The sequence below is a fragment of the Stenotrophomonas sp. Steno-Z1 genome, from assembly GCF_056393175.1.
On the sequence record NZ_JBWJPB010000012.1, the window covers coordinates 77133 to 101803 of the forward strand.

At 64.6% G+C, this 24671-nt stretch carries 34 protein-coding genes; 4 read left to right on the top strand and 30 right to left on the bottom strand.

Annotated elements, in window-relative coordinates; genetic code table 11:
• The first annotated feature begins 168 nt into the window (after positions 1–168).
• From typA to AC06FD_RS19770, 3 genes are read left to right on the top strand one after another with little or no spacing between them, the layout of a single operon-like run.
• The gene (typA, locus tag AC06FD_RS19760) at positions 169–2016 is read left to right on the top strand and encodes a translational GTPase TypA (protein WP_259209915.1); all 1848 of its coding nucleotides are present in this window, start codon (positions 169–171) and stop codon (positions 2014–2016) included.
• 14 nt (positions 2017–2030) lie between these two features.
• Positions 2031–2516, top strand: a complete 486-nt coding sequence (locus AC06FD_RS19765) for a DUF2127 domain-containing protein (RefSeq protein ID WP_259209912.1) — start codon at positions 2031–2033, stop codon at positions 2514–2516.
• Between the two features lie 56 nt (positions 2517–2572).
• A complete protein-coding gene (locus AC06FD_RS19770; protein ID WP_478078696.1) occupies positions 2573–4198 on the top strand; it encodes an amidase in 1626 nt (541 codons plus the stop codon).
• Positions 4199–4225: 27 nt separating this feature from the next.
• Here AC06FD_RS19770 and AC06FD_RS19775 read toward each other — a convergent pair whose 3' ends face one another.
• Both AC06FD_RS19775 and AC06FD_RS19780 read right to left on the bottom strand, forming a co-directional pair.
• The gene (locus tag AC06FD_RS19775; protein WP_259210046.1) at positions 4226–5353 is read right to left on the bottom strand and encodes a mechanosensitive ion channel family protein; all 1128 of its coding nucleotides are present in this window, start codon (positions 5351–5353) and stop codon (positions 4226–4228) included.
• Between the two features lie 139 nt (positions 5354–5492).
• Complete coding sequence (locus AC06FD_RS19780; RefSeq protein ID WP_478078697.1) at positions 5493–6890, bottom strand: class II 3-deoxy-7-phosphoheptulonate synthase; 1398 nt, start codon at positions 6888–6890, stop codon at positions 5493–5495.
• 220 nt (positions 6891–7110) lie between these two features.
• On the opposite strand from AC06FD_RS19780, the gene AC06FD_RS19785 reads away from it, so the two are divergent.
• On the top strand, positions 7111–9237 hold the full coding sequence (locus tag AC06FD_RS19785) for a TonB-dependent receptor plug domain-containing protein (protein ID WP_478078698.1): 2127 nt from the start codon (positions 7111–7113) through the stop codon (positions 9235–9237).
• A 65-nt stretch (positions 9238–9302) separates the two neighbouring features.
• Here AC06FD_RS19785 and AC06FD_RS19790 read toward each other — a convergent pair whose 3' ends face one another.
• From AC06FD_RS19790 to rpsJ, 28 genes are all read right to left on the bottom strand, one after another.
• A complete protein-coding gene (locus AC06FD_RS19790; RefSeq protein ID WP_259209905.1) occupies positions 9303–9809 on the bottom strand; it encodes a disulfide bond formation protein B in 507 nt (168 codons plus the stop codon).
• Positions 9810–10002: 193 nt separating this feature from the next.
• Positions 10003–10389 (bottom strand): 50S ribosomal protein L17, encoded by a 387-nt coding sequence (rplQ, locus tag AC06FD_RS19795; protein ID WP_038690259.1) that lies wholly within the window; start codon positions 10387–10389, stop codon positions 10003–10005.
• Positions 10390–10589: 200 nt separating this feature from the next.
• Complete coding sequence (locus AC06FD_RS19800) at positions 10590–11588, bottom strand: DNA-directed RNA polymerase subunit alpha (protein ID WP_259209902.1); 999 nt, start codon at positions 11586–11588, stop codon at positions 10590–10592.
• A gap of 55 nt (positions 11589–11643) precedes the next feature.
• Entirely contained in the window at positions 11644–12273 is a 630-nt protein-coding gene (rpsD, locus tag AC06FD_RS19805) for a 30S ribosomal protein S4 (protein WP_038690262.1), read from the bottom strand.
• A 14-nt stretch (positions 12274–12287) separates the two neighbouring features.
• Complete coding sequence (gene rpsK / locus AC06FD_RS19810) at positions 12288–12677, bottom strand: 30S ribosomal protein S11 (RefSeq protein WP_017355427.1); 390 nt, start codon at positions 12675–12677, stop codon at positions 12288–12290.
• 12 nt (positions 12678–12689) lie between these two features.
• On the bottom strand, positions 12690–13046 hold the full coding sequence (gene rpsM / locus AC06FD_RS19815) for a 30S ribosomal protein S13 (protein WP_019186163.1): 357 nt from the start codon (positions 13044–13046) through the stop codon (positions 12690–12692).
• 361 nt (positions 13047–13407) lie between these two features.
• Positions 13408–14763 carry a preprotein translocase subunit SecY gene (secY, locus tag AC06FD_RS19820; RefSeq protein ID WP_259209896.1) on the bottom strand — a complete coding sequence of 452 codons (1356 nt, stop codon included), beginning with the start codon at positions 14761–14763 and terminating at the stop codon, positions 13408–13410.
• Positions 14764–14766: 3 nt separating this feature from the next.
• The gene (rplO, locus tag AC06FD_RS19825; RefSeq protein ID WP_019186161.1) at positions 14767–15210 is read right to left on the bottom strand and encodes a 50S ribosomal protein L15; all 444 of its coding nucleotides are present in this window, start codon (positions 15208–15210) and stop codon (positions 14767–14769) included.
• 4 nt (positions 15211–15214) lie between these two features.
• Positions 15215–15406 carry a 50S ribosomal protein L30 gene (rpmD, locus tag AC06FD_RS19830; protein WP_259209892.1) on the bottom strand — a complete coding sequence of 64 codons (192 nt, stop codon included), beginning with the start codon at positions 15404–15406 and terminating at the stop codon, positions 15215–15217.
• Positions 15399–15941, bottom strand: a complete 543-nt coding sequence (rpsE, locus tag AC06FD_RS19835) for a 30S ribosomal protein S5 (RefSeq protein ID WP_259209890.1) — start codon at positions 15939–15941, stop codon at positions 15399–15401. The genes rpmD and rpsE overlap by 8 nt, the downstream gene beginning before the upstream one ends.
• 158 nt (positions 15942–16099) lie before the next feature.
• Positions 16100–16459 (bottom strand): 50S ribosomal protein L18, encoded by a 360-nt coding sequence (rplR, locus tag AC06FD_RS19840; RefSeq protein WP_038690277.1) that lies wholly within the window; start codon positions 16457–16459, stop codon positions 16100–16102.
• 95 nt (positions 16460–16554) lie between these two features.
• Entirely contained in the window at positions 16555–17082 is a 528-nt protein-coding gene (gene rplF, locus AC06FD_RS19845) for a 50S ribosomal protein L6 (protein WP_259209887.1), read from the bottom strand.
• A gap of 18 nt (positions 17083–17100) precedes the next feature.
• Positions 17101–17499 (bottom strand): 30S ribosomal protein S8, encoded by a 399-nt coding sequence (gene rpsH / locus AC06FD_RS19850; protein ID WP_019186156.1) that lies wholly within the window; start codon positions 17497–17499, stop codon positions 17101–17103.
• A gap of 263 nt (positions 17500–17762) precedes the next feature.
• Positions 17763–18068 carry a 30S ribosomal protein S14 gene (rpsN, locus tag AC06FD_RS19855; protein WP_256776220.1) on the bottom strand — a complete coding sequence of 102 codons (306 nt, stop codon included), beginning with the start codon at positions 18066–18068 and terminating at the stop codon, positions 17763–17765.
• 18 nt (positions 18069–18086) lie between these two features.
• On the bottom strand, positions 18087–18629 hold the full coding sequence (rplE, locus tag AC06FD_RS19860) for a 50S ribosomal protein L5 (protein ID WP_038690283.1): 543 nt from the start codon (positions 18627–18629) through the stop codon (positions 18087–18089).
• A 10-nt stretch (positions 18630–18639) separates the two neighbouring features.
• Positions 18640–18957 (bottom strand): 50S ribosomal protein L24, encoded by a 318-nt coding sequence (gene rplX / locus AC06FD_RS19865; protein WP_017355416.1) that lies wholly within the window; start codon positions 18955–18957, stop codon positions 18640–18642.
• A 16-nt stretch (positions 18958–18973) separates the two neighbouring features.
• Positions 18974–19342, bottom strand: a complete 369-nt coding sequence (rplN, locus tag AC06FD_RS19870; protein WP_038690286.1) for a 50S ribosomal protein L14 — start codon at positions 19340–19342, stop codon at positions 18974–18976.
• A 13-nt stretch (positions 19343–19355) separates the two neighbouring features.
• Positions 19356–19625, bottom strand: a complete 270-nt coding sequence (gene rpsQ, locus AC06FD_RS19875; protein ID WP_017355414.1) for a 30S ribosomal protein S17 — start codon at positions 19623–19625, stop codon at positions 19356–19358.
• A gap of 11 nt (positions 19626–19636) precedes the next feature.
• Positions 19637–19822: a 50S ribosomal protein L29 gene (rpmC, locus tag AC06FD_RS19880; RefSeq protein ID WP_017355413.1), complete on the bottom strand. Its 186-nt coding sequence runs from the start codon at positions 19820–19822 to the stop codon at positions 19637–19639.
• Complete coding sequence (gene rplP, locus AC06FD_RS19885) at positions 19822–20235, bottom strand: 50S ribosomal protein L16 (protein ID WP_068849463.1); 414 nt, start codon at positions 20233–20235, stop codon at positions 19822–19824. The genes rpmC and rplP overlap by 1 nt, the downstream gene beginning before the upstream one ends.
• Positions 20236–20240: 5 nt before the next feature.
• A complete protein-coding gene (gene rpsC / locus AC06FD_RS19890; protein ID WP_042614225.1) occupies positions 20241–20972 on the bottom strand; it encodes a 30S ribosomal protein S3 in 732 nt (243 codons plus the stop codon).
• 17 nt (positions 20973–20989) lie between these two features.
• Positions 20990–21325, bottom strand: coding sequence for a 50S ribosomal protein L22 (rplV, locus tag AC06FD_RS19895; protein WP_017355410.1), 336 nt, complete (start codon positions 21323–21325; stop codon positions 20990–20992).
• Between the two features lie 12 nt (positions 21326–21337).
• Positions 21338–21607, bottom strand: coding sequence for a 30S ribosomal protein S19 (rpsS, locus tag AC06FD_RS19900; protein WP_017355409.1), 270 nt, complete (start codon positions 21605–21607; stop codon positions 21338–21340).
• Positions 21608–21613: 6 nt separating this feature from the next.
• Complete coding sequence (gene rplB / locus AC06FD_RS19905) at positions 21614–22441, bottom strand: 50S ribosomal protein L2 (RefSeq protein WP_038690292.1); 828 nt, start codon at positions 22439–22441, stop codon at positions 21614–21616.
• A gap of 10 nt (positions 22442–22451) precedes the next feature.
• Positions 22452–22751: a 50S ribosomal protein L23 gene (gene rplW / locus AC06FD_RS19910; RefSeq protein WP_038690294.1), complete on the bottom strand. Its 300-nt coding sequence runs from the start codon at positions 22749–22751 to the stop codon at positions 22452–22454.
• On the bottom strand, positions 22748–23353 hold the full coding sequence (gene rplD / locus AC06FD_RS19915; RefSeq protein WP_128095571.1) for a 50S ribosomal protein L4: 606 nt from the start codon (positions 23351–23353) through the stop codon (positions 22748–22750). Before rplD ends, rplW begins: the two co-directional genes overlap by 4 nt.
• Before the next feature lie 12 nt (positions 23354–23365).
• Positions 23366–24016: a 50S ribosomal protein L3 gene (rplC, locus tag AC06FD_RS19920; RefSeq protein WP_019186145.1), complete on the bottom strand. Its 651-nt coding sequence runs from the start codon at positions 24014–24016 to the stop codon at positions 23366–23368.
• Between the two features lie 11 nt (positions 24017–24027).
• Positions 24028–24339: a 30S ribosomal protein S10 gene (gene rpsJ / locus AC06FD_RS19925; RefSeq protein WP_010341589.1), complete on the bottom strand. Its 312-nt coding sequence runs from the start codon at positions 24337–24339 to the stop codon at positions 24028–24030.
• Positions 24340–24671: the final 332 nt, after the last annotated feature.

Below are 24671 nucleotides of genomic sequence, written 5' to 3' on the forward strand. Positions count from 1 at the left end.
GTCGAACACCCCCTCGGCGGCACCCGACCGGTGCTCCGGACAGGCGCCCCTCACAGAGATGAATGCCCGTCCGGCAAGGCTTGCAAGAGACTTTTCGCGATTGGTCATCTTGGCCGTATAATGTTGGACTTCTTTTTCCAAATCCGGCGCCGACTGGCCCCCTTTCGCATGTCTATCGAAAATCTTCGCAACATCGCCATCGTCGCCCACGTCGACCACGGTAAGACCACCCTCGTCGACCAGCTGCTCAAGCAGTCCGGCACCCTCTCCGAGCGCACCGTGCTCGCCGAGCGCGTGATGGACAGCAATGACCAGGAAAAGGAACGTGGCATCACCATCCTGGCCAAGAACACGGCCATCACCTGGGAAGACAAGAAGACCGGTATCAAGAACCGGATCAACATCGTCGACACCCCGGGACACGCCGACTTCGGCGGCGAAGTGGAGCGCGTGCTGTCGATGGTGGACACAGTGCTGATCCTCGTCGACGCGATGGACGGCCCGATGCCGCAGACCCGCTTCGTCACCCAGAAGGCCTTCGCGATGGGCTTCAAGCCGATCGTTGTGGTCAACAAGGTCGACCGCCCGGGCTCGCGTCCGGATTGGGTGATCGACCAGGTCTTCGACCTGTTCGACAAGCTCGGCGCCACCAATGAGCAGCTCGACTTCCCGATCGTCTACGCCTCGGCCCTGAACGGCTATGCCGGCCTGGAAGACAGCGTGCGCGACGGCGACATGACCCCGCTGTACGAAGCGATCATGCAGCACGCGCCGAAGCCGGAAGTGGACCCGGACGGCCCGTTCCAGATGCGCATCAGCCAGCTGGACTACAACAACTTCGTGGGCGTGATCGGCATCGGCCGCATCCAGCGCGGCACCCTGAAGAAGAACATGCAGGTCGCGGTGATCGACCGTGAAGGCAAGAAGCGCAACGGCAAGGTCGCGCAGGTGCTGGGCTTCCTGGGCCTGGAGCGCATCGAGCAGGACACCGCCGAGGCCGGCGACATCGTCGCCATCTCCGGCATCGCCGAGCTGACCATCTCCGACACCCTGTGCCACCCGGACACCCCGGAAGCGCTGCCGGCACTGACCGTCGATGAGCCGACCATCTCGATGACCTTCCAGGTCAACAACTCGCCGTTCGCCGGCAACAAGGACCTGTCCGGTGGCAAGTTCCTGACCAGCCGCCAGATCAAGGACCGCCTGGATCGCGAACAGGTCCACAACGTGGCCCTGAAGGTCGAACAGCTGGAAGACGCCGACAAGTTCCTGGTCTCCGGCCGTGGCGAACTGCACCTGTCGGTGCTGATCGAGAACATGCGTCGCGAAGGCTACGAGCTGGCCGTGTCGCGCCCGGAAGTGATCATCAAGCAGATCGACGGCCAGGCCATGGAGCCGATCGAGCAGCTGGTGGTGGACATCGAAGAGCAGCACCAGGGCGGCGTGATGGAAAAGCTGGGCACCCGCAAGGGCCAGCTGAAGAACATGGAGCCGGACGGCAAGGGCCGCGTGCGCCTGGAATACCAGATCCCGGCCCGTGGCCTGATCGGTTTCCAGAACGAGTTCAAGACCCTGACCCAGGGTTCGGGCCTGCTGTTCCACGTGTTCGACCATTACGGCCCGAAGGAGCAGGGCGCGATCGCCAAGCGCCAGAACGGCGTGATGATCGCCAATGCTCCGGGCGCCACCCCGGCGTACTCCCTGGGGCCGCTGCAGGAACGCGGCAAGCTGTTCGCTGCGGAAGGCGACAACGTGTATGAAGGCCAGCTGGTCGGCATCCACTCCAAGGACAACGACCTGACCGTCAACGCGATCAAGACCAAGCCGCTGACCAACATGCGCGCCTCGGGCAAGGACGATGCGATCCAGCTGACCCCGGCGATCAAGTACTCGCTGGAACAGGCCCTGGACTTCATCGAAGACGACGAGCTGGTCGAGATCACCCCGAAGGAAATCCGCCTGCGCAAGAAGGGCCTGACCGAAAGCGAGCGCAAGAAGGCGTCGCGCGGCGGCTGATCGGACCCATTGTCGTGATCGACAAGCCCTACAACCCGGATCCTCACAGGCATCCGGGGCTTCACCTGATCGCCTTGCTGGAAGCCAGCAAGGCGGTCCTGGCGCTGTTGGCCGCGACCGGGCTGGAAATGCTCGGTCCGCAGCCCCTGCGCGATGCGGTCAATGCCCTGATCCGGCGTTTCAGCCTGGACCCGGATCACGGCACCCTGCCCTCGCTGCTCAACATGATCAATCCCGATGCGGTGCACCTGGCCGCCGTGGCCATGCTGGCCTACGGGGTGCTGCATCTCTTCGAGGCCTGGGGCCTCTGGCGCGCCAAGGCCTGGGCGTCCTGGCTGGGCTGCGTCACTGCCGGCATCTACCTGCCGTTCGATATCTACGCCATCATCCGCCACCCTGGCTGGGCCTCGTGGTCGGTGCTGGTGATCAACCTGATCGTGGTCGGCGTGCTCGCCCGCGATATCCGCAAGCGCCATCCCACGCCCACCGCTACCTCCTGAGTTGCCAAGCGTGGCACCGGCTGGTTAGCCTGAGCGCCGGTTTACGGGACACCCTGATGCGTCTGCCGCTGACATCGATGTTGATGATCGTGTCGCTCTGCGGCTGTGCGCCTGCACCTGCCCCGGTGCACGCCAGCGAAGCCCCCGCTGCGGCCGCCGCGCCGCGCCCGGATACCCCCTTCGCCTACGCCGAGACCGACATCGTCGACCTGCAGGCGCAGATGGCCGCCGGGGCGCTGGACAGCACCACCCTGACCCGCGCCTACCTGGAGCGGATCGCCCGCATCGACCGTGCCGGCCCGCGCTTGAACGCGGTGATCGAGCTCAATCCCGAGGCACTCAAGGACGCCGCCGCACTGGATGCCGAGCGCCGCCGCGGCCAGCTGCGTGGCCCGCTGCACGGCATCCCGGTGCTGCTCAAGGACAACATCGGCGCGCGCCCGATGAGCAACAGCGCCGGGTCCCTGGCCCTGGCCAGGTTCCGCCCCGACGACGCCTTCCTGGTCACCCGGCTGCGCGCGGCCGGCGCGGTGATCCTGGGCAAGACCAACCTCAGCGAATGGGCCAACTTCCGCTCCAGCCAGTCGATCTCCGGCTGGAGCGCGCGCGGTGGTCAGACCCGCAACCCCTATCGGCTCAGCCACACGCCCTGCGGCTCCAGCAGCGGCAGCGCGGTGGCGGTGTCGGCCAACCTGGCGGCCGCGGCGATTGGTACCGAGACCGATGGCAGCATCGTGTGCCCGGCGGCGGTCAATGGCGTGGTCGGGCTCAAGCCCACCGTCGGCCTGGTCAGCCGCGAGGGCATCATCCCGATTTCCTTCAGCCAGGACACCGCCGGCCCGATGGCGCGCAGCGTCGCCGACGCGGCGGCCCTGCTGACCGCGATGGCCGGCCGCGACGATGCCGACCCGGCCACCGCGACCATGCCCGGGCGCGCGGTATACGACTACACCTCACGCCTGAACCCGGACGGCCTGCGTGGCGCGCGCATCGGCGTGCTGTCGGGCCCGCTCGACCAGTTGCCCGGGGTGGGCCCGGCGCTGCAGCACGCCGTGGAGGTTCTGCGCGAGGCCGGCGCGGTGGTGGTGCCCGTGCAACTGCCTACCCAGGGCCAGTGGGACGACGCCGAGCGGATCGTGCTGCTGCACGAATTCAAGGCGGGCCTGCAGCGCTACCTCACCACCTACAACGCGCCCCTGCGCGACCTCGACCAGGTGATCGCCTGGAACCGCGGGCATGCCGACCAGGAACTGCTGCCGTTCGGCCAGGACCTGATGGAAAGCGCGGCTTCCACAGGCGGCCTGGGCAATCCGGCGTACATCGCGGCGCGTACCGAGGCCCGCCGCCTGGCGGGCCCGGCAGGCATCGATGCAGCCCTGCGTGCGCAACGGCTGGATGCCTTGATCGCCCCCACCACCGGCATTGCTTGGCCGATCCGTGCCGGGGCCGGCGATGATTTCCCCGGCGGCAGCTACAGTGCCGCCGCCGTGGCCGGCTACCCCAGCCTGAGCGTGCCGATGGCGCATGTGAACGGGCTGCCGCTGGGCCTGCTGTTCATGGGCACCGCCTGGAGCGAGCCCCGCCTGATCGAACTGGGCTATGCCTACGAGCAGCGCACCCGTGCCCGACGTCCGCCACGCTTCGGCACCCACACCCTGCTGCCGCACAACGTCGCCCCCTGAGGGGCGTGCCGCCACGCCCACCGGCGCCTACGGCGCGGGCACCACCGCCGGTGCGCCGTCCTCGGCCCCCGGCGAGCGCACGTCCTCGGCCGGCTGCGAACGCGGGCCACGCAGGCCCGGATCGGGCTGCTGGAGCAGTTCGGCGCGGGTCCGCGGCAGCGCCTGCGGATGCTCGCGGGCCAGGAAATCCAGCATCCGTTCGCGCACGATGCAGCGCAGGTCGAATGCATCGCCGGAGTTGCGCGCACTCACCAGCAGGCGCACCTGCAGCGTGTGCTCGGTGGTCTCGGTCACCTGGGTCACGCAGACCCGGCCATCCCACAGCGCCTCGCCCTTGCAGATGCGCTCCAGCTCGGCGCGGATGGCGGGGATCGGTGCGCGGTAGTCCAGCCACAGGAACGCGGTCCCCAGCAGGTCGGCACTGCGCCGGGTCCAGTTCTGGAACGGATGCTCGATGAACCAGGTCAGCGGCACCACCATCCGCCGCTCATCCCAGATCCGCACCACCACGTAGCTGCTGCCGATTTCCTCCACCCGCCCCCACTCGCCTTCCACGATCACCACGTCGTCCAGCCGGATCGGCTGGGTCAGGGCGATCTGCAGGCCGGCGATCAGGTTGCCGAACACCGGCTTGGCGGCGATGCCGGCGACCAGGCCGATGATGCCGGCCGAGGCCAGCAACGCGGTCCCGATCTGGCGCACCATCGGGAAGGTCAACAGGATCAGCGATACCCCGACCAGGATGATCGCGCCCATCAGCACCCGGCTGAGCACGCGGGTCTGGGTCTGGATGCGGCGGGCCTCCAGGTTGTCGGCCACCTCCATCGGGTGGTCGCGCAGGATCGCCTGCTCGCCGGCAGCCACCGCGCGCACCAGCAACCAGATCACGCAGGCGGTCAGCCCGATGTGCAGCAGGCGCAGCGACTGGTCCAGCCAATGGCCCTGCAGCGGCGTAGCTTCCAGCGCGGGAATCAGCACCAGCAGCGGCAGCGCGAACGCCATCGGGCGGCTGATCACCCGGCCGATGCGCGCGCGACGCTGCTCACGGCCCTTGAGCCGGCGGGTCAGCGCCATCAACAACCACCAGCCGGTGAGCCCGACCGCCAGCGCAATGCCGATCGGCCACAGGTACAACGCCGCTTGCTGCCAGTCCACCGTCACTGCACGCTCCTGCGATCATCGAAGGAAGGTCGCAGCATGCCTGTACCGCCATGACCAGCGTGTCAGGCGAATGTAAGCCGTGCGTGGACAACGCCGGCCAGCGCCACGCCGTGCGTGGCGCCGCTGCGACGGCTCAGGCCGCGTAATGCTGCTGCTTGCGCACGATGGCCATGGCGATCTCCAGCGACTGGTCGTAGTTCAGGCGCGGGTCCACCGATGAGCGGTAGGCACGTTCCAGGTCACGCTCGGTCAGTTCGCGGGCGCCGCCGGTGCATTCGGTCACGTCCTCGCCGGTCAGCTCCAGATGCACGCCGCCGAGACGGGTGCCGGCCGCGGCGTGCAGGTCGAAGGACAGCTCCACCTCGCCGCGCACGTTGTCGAAGCGACGGGTCTTGTAGCCGTTGCTGGTGCTCTCGGTGTTGCCGTGCATCGCATCGCACACCCACAGCACGCGACGGCCGTCGCGCTTGACCGCATCCAGCAGCGGGGGCAGCTTCTCGGCGATCTGCGCCGCGCCCATGCGATGGATGAAGCTCAGGCGGCCCGGTTCGTCATCGGGGTTGAGCACGTCGATCAGGCGCAACAACTGGTCCGGCTGTACCGACGGGCCGACCTTGATCGCGATCGGGTTGCGCACGCCGCGCAGGTACTCCACGTGGGCGCCATCCAGCGCCGCCGTGCGCATGCCGATCCACGGGTAGTGCGTGCTCAGGTTCAGCCAGCCGTGCTGGCGCGGTACCTGGCGGGTCAGCGCCTGTTCGTAGGGCAGCAGCAGCGCCTCGTGGGACGTGTAGAAATCGATGCGGTTGAGGTTGTGCACCCGCACCCCGGCCAGCGTCTCCATGAAGTGCACCGCATCGCCGATCGAGCCGACCATCTTCTGGTAGTCGGCGGCCAGCGGCGAATGCTGCACCCAGTCCAGGTTCCAGTACTCGGGGTGGTGCAGGTCGGCGAAACCGCCATCGATCAGGGCGCGCACGAAGTTCATCGTCATCGCCGAGTGCGCGTGGGCCTGCAGCATCCGCCGCGGGTCCGGCAGGCGCGCCGCCTCGGTGAATTCCGGCCCGTTGATCACATCCCCGCGGTAGCTGGGCAGGGTTACCCCGTCGCGGGTTTCGGTATCGGCCGAGCGCGGCTTGGCGTACTGGCCGGCAAAGCGGCCGACGCGGATCACCGGCTTGCGCATGCCGTGCACCAGCACCAGGCTCATCTGCAGCAGCACCTTGAGCCGGTTGGAGATGGTGGTCGACTCGCAGTCGCTGAAGTTCTCGGCGCAGTCGCCGCCCTGCAGCAGGAAGCGCTTGCCTTCCTGCGCATCGGCCAGTTGCTGCTTGAGCGCCAGGATCTCCCAGGACGTCACCAGCGGCGGCAACCGCTTGAGCTCATGCAGGGCCGCATCCAGCGCCAGCGGGTCGGGATAGGTCGGCATCTGCAGCGCGGTCTTGCCGCGCCAGCTCTCCGGCGACCAGGCTGCGCTGTCGGCGGCGGCAGTGGCGGCGGGATCGACTACGGGCGGTGCGGACGGGCTCATCACAGACTTCCGAGGGGGTGGGGACCGGTCATGGTCGCAGAGCGCGCCGCTGGCGCAAAGCGCCGCCTGTGCGACGGCGACAGCTGAACGGCGGAAAACGAACTCAGCCGGTGGCCCCAGACCGCATTCCCGTTCGGCCGTGGACAGGCGCATGATTTGTTACGGAGTAACACTCGCCAGGCCGGCCCCCTCCCCTACGTCCAGCCACCAAGTCCTCCCCATGAAGCCATCCCTGCTTGCCCGCGGTATCGCCCTGGCCCTGTCCGTGGCCAGCCTGCCCGCGCTGGCCGCCACGGCCGACGCCGCCCCTCCGGCCGTCACCGACCTGGACGCGGTCACCGTCAGCGCCCAGCTCGACCAGGCGCGCAACGCCCTCTCCCCCGACATTGGCAGCAGCCAGTACCAGATCACCGCCGAGGACATCCAGAAACAGCCGCTGGGCGCCTCGGCCCCGCTCAGCCAGGTGCTGCTGCAGGCGCCTGGCGTGGTCCAGGACAGCTACGGCGGCGTGCACGTGCGTGGCGACCACGCCAACCTGCAGTACCGCCTCAACGGCGTGCTCCTGCCCGAATCGATCTCCGGCTTCGGCCAGACCCTGGATGCGCGCACCATCAAGAGCATCCGGTTGATGGATGGCGCATTGCCGGCGCAGTTCGGCGAACGCACCGCCGCGGTGGTCGACATCACCACCCGCAGCGGCGCCGAGCTGGGCAATGGCGGCAGCGCCGGCATCACCGCCGGGTCGTTCGGCACCCTCAACCCCAACGCCTCGTGGTGGGGCAACCAGGGCCGCTGGAGCTGGTACCTGACCGGGAACTACACCCAGAACGAGGTCGGCCTGGAAAACCCCACCGCCTCGCGCCGGCCCGACCACGACGACACCCACCAGGGCAAGGCATTCGCCGACCTTACCTACCTGGTCAACGACACCACCCGCCTGAGCCTGTTCGCCGGTTTCGCCAACAACCGCTTCCAGATCCCGGTCAACCCGGGCCAGACGCCGCAGTTCGGCTACCTGGATACGGTCCAGGCCGATTCCTCGCAGCTGGACGAAACCCAGGGCGAGACCACGCGTTTCGGCATGCTGGTGCTGCAGGGCACGCTCGGCCAGACCGCCTACCAGGTGTCGGCCGGGCAGCGTTACAGCGACCTGGCCTTCAACCCCGACGTGGCCGGCGACCTGGTCTTCGACGGCGTGGCCTCGCAGGTGGACCGCAGCAACCGCGCCAGCACCGCGCAGGCCGATTTCTCCACGCCACTGGGCGACAACCACACCCTGCGCTATGGCCTGTACGGCAACAGCGAACGCGCACGCGCCGGCAGCACCGCCTGGGTGTTTCCGGTCGACGCCGATGGCAACCAGGCCAGCACCACGCCGATCGTGATCGCCGATGCCAGCGCCTTCCCTGCCAGCACCGCGGCGGCGTACGTGCAGGACGAATGGCGGATCGGCCAGGACTGGACGGTCAACTACGGCCTGCGCGCAGACCGTTACAAGGCCTTCGGCGGCACCGAAGGACAGCTCAGCCCGCGCCTGGGCGTTGTCTGGAACGCCAGCGACAGCACCACCGTGCACGCCGGCTACTCGCGCTACTTCACCCCGCCGGCCAGCGAACTGGTGGCCAGCAGCGACATCGCGCGTTACGCCGGCACCACCAACCAGCAGCCGGTCACCGGCAGCACCACGCCGTTGTCCGAGCGCAGCGACTACTACGACGTGGGCGTGTCGCAGCAGGTTGGCGAACACCTCACCCTCGGCCTGGACGCCTACGACCGCAAGGTCGACCGCCTGCAGGACGAAGGCCAGTTCGGCGCGGCCTACATCTATTCCACCTTCAACTACCGCTACGGGCACGTGCATGGCGTGGAGTTCAGCGCCGACTACAGCAGCGGCCCGCTCAGTGCGTATGTCAATGCGGCCTACAACAAGGCAATGGGCAAGCAGGTGATCACCGGCCAGTACAACCTGGACCCGGAGGCGCTGGCGTACGTGCAGGACAACTGGATCCACCTGGACCACGACCAGACGCTGACCTCTTCCGGCGGCGTGAGCTATGCGTTCGCCGGCCACAACCGGGTCGGGGCCAACTACGTGTATGGCAGCGGCCTGCGTTCGGACATCGAGGGCGTGCCCAATGGCGGTGAGCTGCCGTCCTACCTGCAGGTCAACCTGAGCGCGGCGCATGATTTCAACGCCGACAGCGGCCACCCGCTGCACGCGCAGCTGGCACTGGTCAACGCGCTGGACCGCAGCTATCAACTCCGCGACGGCGGCGGCATCGGCGTGTTCGCCCCACAGTGGGGTCCGCGTCGCGGCGCCTACCTGAGCCTTCAGCAGGACTTCTGAACGACGGCGCCCGCCGGCGCGATGCGGGCGGGCGCAGCAGGCGCGCGATCAGCGCGCCGCCTCGATCAGACGCGCGGCGTGCGGAAGGAGACGAACAGCGCCCAGGCGGCCAGCAGCACGAACCACACCAGGCTCCACATCGGCATGGTCAGGCCGAGGAAACGCCAGTCGATGTTGCCGCAGTCGCCGGTGCCGGTGAGCACCGTGCGGAACACCTCGAACGGCCCCATCGTTTCGCTGAGAAACGCCAGCGGCGGGCCACAGCTGGAGCCCATGTCCTTGGGCAGCAACTGCACATATACGTGGCGGCCGGCGATGCCCATGCCAACGGCCGCGGCGATGAAGGCCAGCACGCCGTAAGTGCCGCGCCCGGCGCGATCACGCGGGCCATGCAGGGCGCCGATGAGGAACAGCAGCCCGAGCGCGGCGAAGGCGATCCGCTGGAAGATGCACAGCGGGCACGGCTCCAGCCCGATCTTGAGCTGCAGGAAGATCGCGTAGGCCAATAGCCCGGCGCAGATCAAAAACCCCAGCAGGAACTGGGCGCGGTAATTCCAGCGCAGTGGATTCATTGCCAACACTCGTCAAAGTCCAGGCGCCAAGATTAACAGGCCCTCACCTGCCGCCACCGCCACGCACGTGCCGATTGTCGGCGCAGAAGACCGGACAGCGTGTTCGTCCGCCCGCGGCACGGCTCCTGTCCCTAAACGGAAAAACCCGGCACAAGGCCGGGTTCTTCACCGAATTACGGGTGTTGCGCGTCGATTATTCTTCGACGGCTTCCGCCACGGCAGCCGGACGGTCGACCAGTTCGACGTAGGCCATCGGAGCATTGTCGCCAGCGCGGAAACCGCACTTCAGCAGACGCAGGTAGCCACCCGGACGGGTTGCGTAACGCGGGCCCAGGATGGTGAACAGGTTGCCCACGGCTTCGTTGTCACGCAGACGGGCGAAGGCCAGACGACGGTTGGCGACGGAGTCGACCTTGGCCAGGGTGATCAGCGGCTCGGCGACGCGGCGCAGTTCCTTGGCCTTCGGCAGGGTGGTCTTGATCAGCTCGTGCTTGAACAGCGAGGCGGCCATGTTCTTGAACATCGCTTCGCGGTGGGCGCTGGTACGGTTGAACTTGCGGCCGGACTTCATGTGACGCATGGGAGTGATTCCTTGATTGAATGCTGGATCGGTTGGGTATCGCTGTCGCCATCCTGGCGTTGCTGCTTGGACTGCGGTTGGTCCGATGCCGGCCCTCCTGGCCGACCGTCACCGCAGGCTATGGGCCTGTCGATGCGTGGTGTTGCGGTGAAGCCCCCGCACCCGAAGGTGCGGGGTCAAGCATCTTGCGTCGTACTGGATCAGCCGAGCATGCCGTGCTGGGCGACACCGGCCGGCGGCCAGTTCTCCAGCTTCATGCCCAGCGAAAGGCCGCGCTGTGCGAGGACTTCCTTGATCTCGGTCAGCGACTTCTTGCCGAGGTTCGGGGTCTTGAGCAGTTCCACTTCGGTCTTCTGGATCAGATCGCCGATGTAGTAAATGCTCTCTGCCTTCAGGCAGTTGGCCGAGCGAACGGTCAACTCCAGATCGTCGATCGGGCGCAGCAGCACCGGATCCACGCCGTTGTTGGCCGGCTTGGCTGCACCGCGGTCGCGGTGGGTGAAGTCACCGAAGACCGACAGCTGATCGCTGAGGATGTCGGCGGCGGTGCGCACGGCTTCCTCGGCATCGATCGTGCCGTTGGTTTCGATGTCCAGCACCAGCTTGTCCAGATCGGTACGCTGTTCGACGCGGGCCGCTTCCACCGAGTAGGCGACGCGACGGACCGGCGAGAACGAGGCGTCCAGGACCAGACGACCGATGGCACGGGTTTCTTCATCCGGACGACGACGTGCAGCCGCCGGCTGGTAGCCGAAACCACGCTCGATCTTCAGACGCATATTGATTGCCGTGTCCTTGGTCAGGTGGCAAATGATATGGTCGTTGTTGAGGATCTCGACGTTGTGGTCGACCTTGATATCGGCAGCGGTCACGACACCCGGACCCTGCTTGGACAGCGACAGCGTCGCGTTGTCACCCGTGTGCATACGGATGGCCACGTCCTTCAGGTTGAGCAGGACTTCAAGCACGTCCTCCTGCAAGCCTTCGAGCGTGGTGTACTCGTGCAGGACGCCGTCGATCTCAACTTCCGTGATGGCGAAGCCCGGGATGGACGACAGCAGCACGCGACGCAGGGCATTGCCCAGCGTATGCCCGTAACCACGCTCCAAGGGTTCGATAACGACCTTGGCGCGGGTGTCGGTAAGGCGTTCGATCTGCGGACCGCGAGGACGCAGAACCTGGTTGGCGGTAACCGTCATGTTGCGGGTTCTCCTAGTGAATCCCCGGCCGTCGCCGGGGATTCTCCAATGTGAATTACTTCGAATACAACTCGACGATCAGCGCTTCGTTGATATCCGCAGGCAGGTCCGCACGATCCGGAACAGCCTTGAAGATGCCGGCGAATTTGCCGGAATCCACTTCAACCCACGACGGACGCAGGTCGTGCGTGGCAGACACGGTCAGGGCTTCCTGAACGCGCAACTGCTTGGCAGCCTTCTCGGACAGCGCGACAGCGTCGCCAGCCTTGACCTGGTACGAAGCCAGGTTGACCGACTTGCCGTTCACGGTGACACCGCGGTGCGAGACCAGCTGACGGGCAGCCGGACGGGTCACAGCGAAGCCCATGCGATAGACAACGTTGTCCAGGCGGGTTTCCAGCAGCTGCAGGAGGTTCTCGCCGGTGTTGCCCTTCTTGGTCGAGGCCTTCTTGTAGTAGTTGCGGAACTGACGCTCCAGCAGACCGTAGATACGCTTGACCTTCTGCTTTTCACGCAGCTGGGTGGCGTAGTCGGACAGCTTGCCCTTACGGGCGGTGGCGCCGTGCTGGCCGGGCTTCTGCTCCAGCTTGCACTTGGAGTCCAGCGCGCGCGCCGGGCTCTTGAGGGAAAGGTCGGCGCCTTCGCGGCGGGCGAGCTTACAGGTAGGACCGATATAACGAGCCATTTCTTATCGCTCCTTTAGACGCGACGCTTCTTCGGCGGACGGCACCCGTTGTGCGGGATAGGCGTCACGTCGATGATGTTGGTGATCTTGTAGCCCACGTTGTTCAGCGAGCGCACGGCCGACTCACGACCCGGACCCGGGCCCTTGATGCGGACTTCCAGGGACTTGACGCCGTAGTCGAGCGCGGCACGGCCGGCCTTCTCGGCAGCCACCTGGGCAGCGAACGGGGTGGACTTGCGCGAACCGCGGAAGCCAGCGCCACCGGAGGTCGCCCACGACAGAGCATTGCCCTGGCGGTCGGTGATGGTCACGATGGTGTTGTTGAAAGAAGCGTGGACGTGGGCGACGCCGTCAGTGACGACGCGCTTGATCTTCTTCTTGGTCTTAGCGACGGGCTTAGCCATTTCTTAGGTCCCTTACTTCCTGATCGCCTTGCGCGGGCCCTTGCGGGTGCGGGCGTTGGTACGGGTGCGCTGGCCACGCAGCGGAAGACCGCGACGGTGACGCAGACCGCGGTAGCAGCCCAGATCCATCAGGCGCTTGATCGCGATACCGATTTCACGGCGCAGATCGCCTTCCACGATGTACTTGCCGACTTCGAGACGCAGACGCTCGATTTCCGGCTCCGACAGATCGCGGATCTTGGTGGTCGAGGTCACGCCTGCGGCGTCGCAGACCTTCTTCGAACGGGTACGGCCGATGCCGTAAATGCTTTGCAACCCGACCCAGACGTGCTTCTGGGCTGGCAGGTTGACGCCTGCAATACGCGCCATGACGCGGTTCTCCAGCTGAGTGATGGCCGACGGCGCACCCAAGGCGCGCCAATCCGGCAGGATGGATCAAAAAGTGAACTAGCGATACTAACAAGGTTCCGGTCTACTTGGAAGCCCGTGAAACACAAGGTTTCACGAACCCGGCCCAGGGAGTGTGCCCAGGCTCCGGCGCCGGATCAGGTTGACCCCGGTGAAAAGGCGCTTTCGTGCCCTTTCCCGGTGCCGCCCGCGCTACTCCCGCGCGGGACGACCCGATCTCACCCCCACCCGGAACCGCTGCGGGGGCCGCCCTTCGTTTGTGTGGCCAGGTCCGCGAAGCGGAGGACCATCACGTCAGGAAGACGAAAGTGTAACAGGCTTATCAGCCGCGGGCAAAACCGCCGCGGTTGCCGCCCTTCAGGTTGGCCTTCTTCAACAGGCTCTCATACTGGTGCGACATCAGGTGCGCCTGGATCTGCGCGATGAAGTCCATCACCACCACCACCACGATCAGCAGCGAGGTGCCGCCGAAGTAGAACGAGGCACCCAGCTGGGTACGCATGATTTCCGGCAGCAGGCAGACGATCACCAGGTACAGCGAACCGGCCGCGGTCAGGCGGGTCAGCACGCCGTCGATGTAGTCGGCGGTGGCCTTGCCCGGACGGATGCCCGGAATCAGCGCGCCCGACTTCTTCAGGTTGTCGGCGGTTTCCTGCGAGTTGAACACCAGCGCGGTATAGAAGAACGCGAAACCGGTGATCAGCGCCGCGAACACGATCATGTGCAGCGGCTCGCCCGGGCCCAGGGCGTTGGCAACCTTCTGCAGCCAGGTCGCCGAACTGGCCTGGCCGGACCACATGGCCAAGGTGGTCGGGAACGCCAGGATGCTGGAGGCGAAGATGGCCGGGATCACGCCCGCCATGTTCAGCTTGAGCGGCAGGAACGACGTCTGGTTCATGTACGCGTTGCGACCGCCCTGGCGGCGCGCGTAGTTCACCGTGATCCGACGTTGGCCACGCTCGACGAACACCACGAAGTAGGTGAAGGCCAGCACCACCAGCACGATCAGCAGCAGCGAAATGAAGCTCATGTTGCCGTCGCGATAGGCTTCGACGGTGTGGATGACCGCGCCCGGCAGGCCGGCGACGATGCCGGCGAAGATGATCAGCGAGACGCCGTTGCCGATGCCACGCTCGGTGACCTGCTCGCCAACCCACATCAGGAAGATCGTACCGGCGGTCAGCGCGATGATGGCGGTGAGCACGAAGCCCATGCCCGGGGCGTACACGACCGGCGCGCCGCTCGGCGACACCTGGTTCTGCAGCGCCAGCGCGATGCTGCCGCCCTGCACCACGGCCAGCAACACGGCACCGATGCGGGAATATTGGGTGATCTTGCGACGGCCCGACTCACCTTCCTTCTGCATTGCCTTCAATGCCGGGAAGATATGGACCGCCAGCTGCATCACGATGGATGCCGAGATGTACGGCATCACGTTCAGCGCGAAAATGCTGAAACGGTGCAGGGCGCCGCCCGAGAACATGTTGAACATGTCCACGATGCCGCCGCCCTGCGCCTGCATGAGCGCAAGCATGGCTTCGGGATTCACGCCCGGCACCGGCACATAACAGCCGATGCGATAGACGATCAATGCCCCGATGACGAACAGCAGACGCTGGCGAAGTTCCGTGAACTTGCCGAGCCCGCCGCCGAGGTTACCAATGCCAGCTTGCGCCATGTCTTACTCCTGTACGCTGCCGCCGGCAGCTTCGATCGCGGCCTTGGCACTGGCCGTTGCAGCGACGCCCTTCAGGGTGAACGCCTTGGTCAGGTCGCCCTTCATGACGATCTTGGCACGCTTGGCGGTGCTCGGGACCAGCTTGGCAGCGCGCAGCGCGGCAAAGTCGATCTCGCCGGCTTCCAGGCGTTCCAGCTGGTAGGACAGCACTTCCGCGGTGTCCTTGGCGATCTTGGAACGGAAACCGACCTTCGGCAGACGACGCTGCATCGGGGTCTGACCGCCTTCGAAGCCAGCCTTGATCTTGCCGCCACCCTTACGGGCGAACGAACCCTTGTGGCCGCGGCCGCAGGTCTTGCCCAGGCCGGAGCCGATACCACGGCCGACGCGGGTGCGCTCTTTGCGCGCGCCCGGTGCCGGGCTCAGTTCATTGAGATGCATGGTCATTGGATTATTCCTCAACCTTGACGAGGTAATGAACCTTGTTGATCAGGCCGCGGACCTGCGGGCTGTCCTTCAGTTCACGGACATCGTTGAGCTTGTTCAGGCCCAGGGCACGCACCGACAGGCGGTGACGCGACTGGGTGCCACGCAGGCCGCCCACCAGGCGGACCTTGACGGTCTTGCCGGTTTCATTAGCCATGGTTGAGATCCTCCACCTTCTTGCCGCGCTTGGCCGCGATGCGGACCGGCGACTGCATTTCGGTCAGGCCCTTCAGCGTGGCACGGACCAGGTTGATCGGGTTACGCGAACCGACGGCCTTGGCCAGCACGTTCTTGACGCCAACGGCTTCCAGCACGGCGCGCATGGCACCACCGGCAATCACACCGGTACCTTCGGAGGCCGGCATCATGAACACGCGAGCTGCGCCGTGGCCGGACTTCACCGGGTGCCACAGGGTGCCGTTGTTCAGATCGACGTCGGCCAGGTTCTTGCGAGCCTGCTCCATCGACTTCTGGATGGCGACCGGCACTTCGCGCGCCTTGCCATAACCGAAGCCGACCTTGCCTGCGCCGTCACCGACCACGGTCAGTGCGGTGAAGGTGAACTGGCGGCCGCCCTTGACGGTCTTGCTGACGCGGTTGACCGCGACCAGCTTTTCGATCATGCCGTCGTCGACTTTCTCTTCGCGGTTACGGTCGCGATCGCGACCCCGCTGCTGACGTTCTTCTGCCATGTTGATTCCTTGATTGATTGGGTATGTACGGCTCGGGGCCGCTTATAGCTGTGAAGTGGTGCGGTGTTTCGATCGGCCTTGCAGAAGAAGGACGTCGCCCGGCGCAACCCGCGCCGGCAGGCAGGCGGAAACGGGGACCTGCCCCGTTTCCTTATCCCTTAGAACTGCAGGCCGCCTTCGCGGGCTGCATCGGCCAGTGCCTTGATGCGGCCGTGGTAGCGGTAGCCCGAGCGGTCGAAAGCGACCTTCTCGATGCCCGCAGCCTTGGCGCGCTCGGCGACCAGCTTGCCCACCTTGGCGGCGGCGTCGCTGTTCTTGCCGTTCTTCAGGCCTTCCTTGACGTCGGCCTGGGTGGTGTTGGCAGCGGCCAGCACCTTGGAGCCATCGGCGGTGAAGACCTGGGCGTACAGGTGCTGACCGGTGCGCAGCACCGACAGACGCGGCACGCCGAGAACGCGGATGTGTGCACGGGTCGACTTGGCGCGACGCAGGCGGGCGATGTTCTTGTTGATGCTCATGATTTGAGTTCCTTGAAAGCTGAAGTGAAGCGGGCGTTTGCTTTGAGACGCCCGACCGGTGAAGGCCAGGCGCCCATGGAAGTTCCCGCGCCTGATTAGGCCTTCTTGGCTTCCTTACGAATGATGACTTCGCCGGCGTACTTCACACCCTTGCCCTTGTAGGGCTCCGGCGGACGGAAGCCACGGATCTTGGCTGCCACTTCACCAACGCGCTGCTTGTCGGTGCCCTGGACCAGGATTTCGGTCTGGGTCGGGGTCGACAGGGTGATGCCTTCCGGCGCCACGAACAGGACCGGGTGCGAGAAACCCAGCGACAGGTTCAGGTCCTTGCCCTGCATGGCGGCACGGTAACCGACGCCGACCAGCTCGAGCTTGCGCTCGAAGCCTTCGGTGACGCCGTGGACCATGTTGGCCAGGATCGCGCGGACGGTGCCGGTGAGGGCGGTCAGCGACGGATCGTTGGCAGCCAGGTTGGCAACGCCGTTCTCGATGGTGATTTCAACGCCAGCGACCTTCGGCAGCGACAGGGTGCCCTTCGGGCCCTTCACGCTGACGGAGTCAGGCTGGATGTTCAGTTCAACGCCCTTGGGCAGGTTGACCGGCTTCTTGGCTACGCGGGACATAGTAGTTTCCTTCTCGCCTTAGGCCACGAAGCACAGGACTTCGCCGCCGACGCCCAACTGGCGCGCCTGCGCATCAGTCATGATGCCCTTGGAGGTGGAGATGATGGAGATGCCCAGGCCGTTGAGGACCTTCGGCAGCTCGGACTTGCCACGGTACTGGCGCAGACCCGAACGCGAGAAGCGCTTCAGGGTCTCGATGACCGGCTTGCCTTCGAAATACTTCAGGACGATTTCAAGCTCGGCCTTGTTGTTCTCGATCTTGGTGACGCGCAGGTCGGTGATGTAGCCTTCGGCCTTCAACACTTCTGCGATTGCAACCTTGATCTTGGAGGACGGTGCCTTCACCGTCTGCTTGCCAACCGCGGCCGCATTCTTGATGCGTACCAGCAGGTCGGCGATGGGATCAGTCATGCTCATAGTCGATACCTTTGAGTGCACCGATATCCGCTTTCGCGAAAATCTTGCTGTGTTCCTGGGATGGGCCAGTACCCTTCACATTGTGATCTGCAGGCCGATGGCCCGCCCGGCGCCCGCCCCTGTGAAAAGGCAAGACGCGGGAGTATACGGCAAAAAGAGCCCGACTTGCGCCGGACTCTTCAATTGGGGACAAACCTGAATGAACCGGTCGGTCCCCCTGCCCCGCACCCAGGGGATGCGGGGCAGGTTCCGGGACGAATCCCTTACCAGCTGGCCTTGCGCAGGCCCGGCACGTCACCACGCATGGTGGCTTCGCGCAGCTTGTTGCGGCCGAGGCCGAACTTGCTGTAGACGCCACGCGGGCGGCCGGACAGTTCGCAGCGGTTGCGGTGGCGGCTCGGCGACGAGTCGCGCGGCAGCTTCTGCAGCTTGACTACGGCGTCAGCCTTTTCGTCGTACGAAGCGGTCGTGCTGGAGATGATCTTCTTCAGCTCTTCACGCTTACCAGCGAACTTGACGGCCAGCTTGGCGCGCTTCAGGTCGCGGTTGACCATGGAGGTCTTTGCCATTTCGGATTCCTCGACGTATCAGTTACGGAACGGGAACTTGAACGCTGCCAGCAGCGCCTTCGCTTCCGCATCGGTCTTGGCGGTGGTGGTGATGGCGATATCCATGCCGCGGATCGCGTCGACAGCGTCGAAGTCGATTTCCGGGAAGATGATCTGTTCCTTCACACCCATGTTGAAGTTGCCGCGACCGTCGAAGGAACGACCCGAGACACCACGGAAGTCGCGCACGCGCGGCAGCGAGATGTTGATCAGGCGATCCAGGAACTCATACATCTTTTCACGACGCAGCGTGGTCTTGCAGCCGATCGGCCAACCATCGCGGATCTTGAACGAAGCCACCGAGACGCGGGACTTGGTCACGATCGGCTTCTGGCCGGAGACCTTGGCCATGTCGGCGACGGCGTTTTCCAGGATCTTCTTGTTCGTGGCTGCTTCGCCGACACCCATGTTCAGGGTGACCTTGACCAGCTTCGGAACCTGCATCGGATTGGTGTAACCGAACTGCTTCATCAGCGCCGGCACCACTTCTTCCTTGTAGAACTTTTCGAGACGGGTATTCATCAGCGCATCCTCAGGCGTCGAGCGCCTCACCGCTGGAGCGGAACACACGCAGTTTGCGTCCATCCTCCAGCACCTTGAAACCAACGCGTTCGCCCTTGCCCGAAGCCGGGTTGAGCACGTTCACGTTGGAGATATGGATCGACGCTTCACGCTCGACCACGCCGCCGGCAACGCCTGCCTGCGGGTTCGGCTTGGTGTGGCGCTTGACGATGTTCACGTTGGCGACGATCACACGATCGCCGTCGACGCGGACGACTTCGCCCTGCTTGCCCTTGTCCTTGCCGGTGTTGACGACGACCTGGTCGCCCTTCTTGATACGGTTAGCCATGATTATCTCCTGTCGCTCACAGCACTTCGGGAGCGAGCGAGACGATCTTCATGAACTTCTCGGTACGAAGTTCACGCGTCACCGGTCCGAAGATGCGGGTGCCGATCGGCTCTTGCTTGTTGTTGAGCAGGACGGCAGCGTTGGCGTCGAAACGGATCAGCGAGCCGTCGGCGCGACGCACACCCTTGCGGGTACGCACCACGACGGCGTCGAACACTTCACCCTTCTTGACCTTGCCGCGCGGGATCGCATCCTTCACGGTGACCTTGATGATGTCACCGATGTGGGCGTAGCGACGCTTGGAGCCGCCCAGCACCTTGATGCACATCACTTCCTTGGCACCGGAATTGTCCGCGACCTCGAGGTAGCTCTGCATCTGGATCATGATTCAGATCTCCTTATTCAGCCGCACGCGTGATGACTTCCACCACGCGCCAGTTCTTGGTCTTGGACATCGGAGCAATCTCGGTCACGCGGACGACATCGCCTTCGTTGCAGGCATTGTCGGCGTCGTGTGCGTGCAGCTTGGTCGAACGCTTGATGTACTTGCCGTACAGGGCGTGCTTGACCAGGCGCTCCACCAACACGGTGACCGTCTTGTCCATCTTGTTGCTGACGACACGGCCTTCGACCGTGCGCAGCGTCTTGTTTTCAGTATTGTCGCTCATCGCGGCCATCCTTACTTGGTGCTGCCGAGCAGGGTCTTGACGCGAGCAATCTCGCGGCGGACCCGGCGGGTTTCGTGAGTCTTCGGCAGCTGGCCGGTAACCTGCTGCATACGGAGCGAGAACTGCTCCTTACGCAGATCGGTCAGGTGGGCCTTCAGATCGTCAGCCGACTTTTCGCGAAGTTGTTTGATATCCATTACATCACCGTCCGGGTCACGAAGGTGGTGGTCACGGAGAGCTTGGCAGCCGCCAGGCGGAACGCCTCGCGAGCCACGTCTTCACCCACACCTTCAATTTCATAGATCATGCGGCCGGGCTGGATCTGGGCGACCCAGTATTCCACGTTGCCCTTACCAGAACCCATTCGGACTTCGATGGGCTTCTTGGTGATCGGCTTGTCGGGGAACACTCGGATCCACATCTTGCCACCGCGCTTGACGTAGCGGCTGATCGAGCGGCGGGCCGCTTCGATCTGACGCGCGGTCAGCTGACCGTGGGCGGTTGCCTTCAGGCCGTACTCGCCGAAGCTGACAGCGTTGGCGCTCCAGCTCAGGCCATCGTTACGGCCCTTGTGTACCTTGCGGTACTTGGTTCGCTTGGGTTGCAACATTGTCGTTACCTCGCTTCACGGGCCGGGCGCTGACGGTCACCACGGTCGCCGCGATCGTTACGATCGTTGCGCGGGGAATCGTCCTGCTTTTCCTGGCCAACCTGGGAGAAATCGAAAACCTCGCCCTTGTAGATCCAGACCTTGATGCCGATGATGCCGTAGGTCGTCTTGGCTTCAGCGAAGCCATAGTCGATGTCGGCACGCAGCGTGTGCAGCGGCACGCGGCCTTCGCGGTACCACTCCGAACGGGCGATTTCAGCACCGTTCAAGCGGCCACCGACGTTGACCTTGATGCCCAGGGCACCGAGGCGCATCGCGTTGCCGACCGAGCGCTTCATTGCACGGCGGAACATGATGCGACGCTCCAGCTGCTGCGCGATCGACTCGGCGACCAGCTGCGCGTCCAGCTCGGGCTTGCGCACTTCGGTGACGTTGATGTGCGCCGGGACGCCCATCATTTCGCTCACTTCCTTGCGCAGCTTCTCGATGTCCTCACCGCGCTTGCCGATCACCACGCCCGGACGGGCGGTGTGGATCGTCACGCGAGCGGTCTTGGCCGGACGCTCGATAAGGATCTTGCTGATGCCGGCCTGCGCAAGCTTCTTGCGCAGCATTTCCCGCACCTTCAGGTCGGCTGCCAGGTAACCAGCAAACTCGGCCTTGTTGGCGTACCACTTGGAGTTCCAGTCCTTGGAAATGCCGAGGCGGATACCAATCGGATGAACTTTATGACCCATGGTGTTTTCCTTTCCGCTTACTTGCCGGCGCCCACAACCACAGTGATGTGGCTGGTGCGCTTGAGGATGCGGGTGCCGCGGCCTTTCGCCCGCGCCATGAAACGCTTCAGGGTCGGACCTTCATCTACCATGATGGTCTGAACCTTCAGCTCGTCGACGTCGGCGCCCTGGTTGTTTTCGGCATTTGCAATAGCCGACTCCACCACCTTCTTGATCAGGTGGGCAGCCTTCTTGTCCGAAAACTTCAGCAGGTTGACCGCACGCTCGGCCGGCAGGCCGCGCACCTGGTCAGCGACCAGGCGGGCTTTCTGCGCAGAGATGCGCGCGGAGCGCAGGATTGCTTTCGCTTCCATTGTCATCTCTCCTTACTTGCCCGACTTCTTGTCACCACCGTGGCCCTTGAAGGTCCGGGTGATGGCAAATTCGCCGAGCTTGTGGCCGACCATGTTCTCGTTGACGAGCACCGGAACGTGGTTCTTACCGTTATGAACGGCGATGGTGATGCCTACCATTTCCGGCAGGATCATCGAACGGCGCGACCAGGTCTTGATCGGCTTCTTGCTACCCGCAGCGGCCTCCACCTTCTTGACGAGGTGGTGATCGACGAACGGGCCCTTCTTGAGTGAACGTGCCATGGTCGATTAGCCCCTACGATCGCGGACGATGAATTGCTGGGTGCGCTTGTTCTTGCGCGTCTTGTAACCCTTGGTCGGGACACCCCACGGGGTGACCGGATGCGGATTACCCTGGCCGGCCTTCGCCTCACCACCACCGTGCGGGTGGTCAACCGGGTTCATGGCAGCACCACGAACGGTCGGGCGGACACCGCGCCAGCGCTTCGCGCCAGCCTTGCCCAGCTTTTCCAGGTTGTGCTCGTCGTTACCGACTTCACCGATGGTGGCGCGGCACTCGACCGGCACCTTGCGCATTTCACCCGAGCGCAGGCGCAGGGTGGCGTAGATGCCTTCACGAGCGACGAGCTGCACGGCAGCGCCGGCGGCACGCGCGATCTGGGCACCCTTGCCCGGCTTCAGTTCGATGCCGTGGACAGTGGTACCGACCGGGATGTTGCGCAGCGGCAGGGTGTTGCCGGTCTTGATCGGCGCATCCGAACCCGCGATCACCTGGTCACCGGCCTTCAGGCCCTTCGGTGCGATGATGTAGCGGCGCTCGCCGTCGACGTAGCACAGCAGGGCGATATGGGCGGTGCGGTTCGGATCGTATTCGATGCGTTCCACGCGCGCCGGAATGCCTTCCTTGTTGCGCTTGAAGTCGATGACACGGTAGTGCTGCTTGTGGCCACCACCAACGTGACGGGTGGTGATGCGGCCGTGGTGGTTACGACCACCGGACTTGCTCTGCGGCTCCAGCAACGCTGCGTGCGGTGCGCCCTTGTGCAGATCGGGCGTAACCACGCGCACGGCCGAACGGCGGCCGGGGGAAGTGGGCTTGAATTTCATCAATGGCATGGGATGTACCTCAGGCCTTGGCCGTTACATCGATGGACTGGCCATCGGCGAGACGCACGTACGCCTTGCGCCAATCGCCGCGGCGGCCGGTGCGGTTACGGAAGGACTTGTTCTTGCCCTTCACGTTCAGCACGTTGACCGACTCGACCTTGACGTCGAACAGCTGCTCAACCGCGGCCTTTACATCGGCCTTGGTGGCTTCGTTCGAGACTTCGAAGACATACTGGTTGGAATGTTCCTGCAGGCGCGCGGTCTTTTCGGAGACTCGCGGAGCGCGAAGAACGCTGAAGATTTTCTCGTTGGCGCTCATGCCAGCCACTCCTCGACCTTCTTGACCGCATCAGCGGTGATGACGACCGTGTCGGCACCGACCAGCGACACCGGGTCCAGGCCCTGCACGTCACGCACTTCCACGTAGGGAATGTTGCGCGCCGACAGGTACAGGTGCTCGGAAGCATCTTCGGTGACGATCAGCGGGCGCTTGCCCACTTCCAGGCCGGCCAGCTTGGCGATCAACGACTTAGTGTTGGTCGCTTCGACATCGAAGGACTCCACGATCGTCAGACGGCCCTGGCGGTTCAGCTCGGACAGGATCGCGCACATGGCTGCACGGTACTGCTTACGGTTGACCTTCTGCTCGAAGCTGCGCGGCTTGGCCGCGAAGGTGACACCACCGCCGACGAAGATCGGAGCCGTCAGTGCGCCATGACGCGCGCCGCCGCCCTTCTGCTTCTTCGACTTCTTGGTGGTACCAGCCACTTCAGAGCGAGTCTTCTGTGCCTTGGTGCCGGCGCGACCGGCGTTGCGGTAAGCAACGACGACCTGGTGAACCAGATCTTCGCTGAAATCGCGACCGAACACGGCATCGGAGACCGAGACCTTGTTGTTGCTACCCGTGATAACGAGTTCCATCGTCATCTCTCCTTATGCCTTGCTAGCCGGACGAACGATCACGTCACCACCCGCTGCGCCCGGAACGGCACCACGGATCGCGATCAGACCACGCTCGACATCGACCTTCACCACTTCAAGGTTCTGGGTGCTCTGCTGCACCGAACCCATGTGGCCGGACATCTTCTTACCCGGGAAAACGCGACCCGGGGTCTGGCGCTGGCCCAAGGAACCCGGCGCGCGATGCGACAGCGAGTTACCGTGGGTTGCATCGCCCATACGGAAGTTGTAGCGCTTGATGGTGCCCTGGAAGCCCTTACCCTTGGTGACACCCTGGACGTCGACCTTCTGGCCAACTTCAAAGATGTCCGCCTTGACTTCGCCGCCGACGGCGAAATCGCCGAGCTGCGCGTCTTCAACGCGGAATTCCCACAGGCCGCGACCCGCGTCGACCTTCGCCTTGGCGAAGTGACCGGCTTCCGGCTTGTTGACCAGGGCAGCGCGACGCGCGCCGACGGTCACCTGCACGGCGCTGTAGCCGTCGGCTTCGACGGTCTTGATCTGCGCGATGCGGTTCGGGGTGGCTTCAATCAGGGTTACCGGGATGGCCTGGCCATCTTCGGTGAACACGCGGCTCATGCCAGCCTTGCGGCCCACGAAGCCCAACGAATATTTCTTCGTCATGGTCGTAGTCCTCAGGTCAGCTTGATCTGAACGTCGACGCCGGCAGCCAGTTCGAGCTTCATCAGCGCGTCCACGGTCTTGTCGTTCGGGTCAACGATATCGAGCACGCGCTTGTGCGTGCGGGTCTCGTACTGGTCACGCGCGTCCTTGTCGACGTGCGGGGAAACGAGAATGGTGTAACGCTCGATCTTGGTCGGCAGGGGGATCGGGCCACGCACTTGCGCGCCGGTCCGCTTTGCCGTTTCTACGATCTCGCTGGCCGAACGGTCGATCAAACGATGATCGAACGCCTTCAGCCGAATCCGGATCTTTTGGTCCGCCATGACGGTGGGTTCCTTCGTTAAAAGAGCGACGGACAAGGCCTCTGGGTTGCCTTGTCCCATGAATATCCTGAATGCGGACGCCGCACATTCCCGTGCGGCGACAAGATCTTTCCATAGACCTCAAAAATCGAGGCAGACCGGTCTCCCGATCTGCCCAGACAAAAAGTATAGCGCGCATACAACGCGGCGGTCAACAGGGGACCTGTTGACACTGCCTGAATGGCGCGACCCTTCCTGGTCTGGGGAACACGAGGAGCGTCCTGCGCCTCTTTTCCCGTTTGGTTACGCCCCGATGCCCTACCCAGGCAACATCGGGGCGCAGATTCTAACAG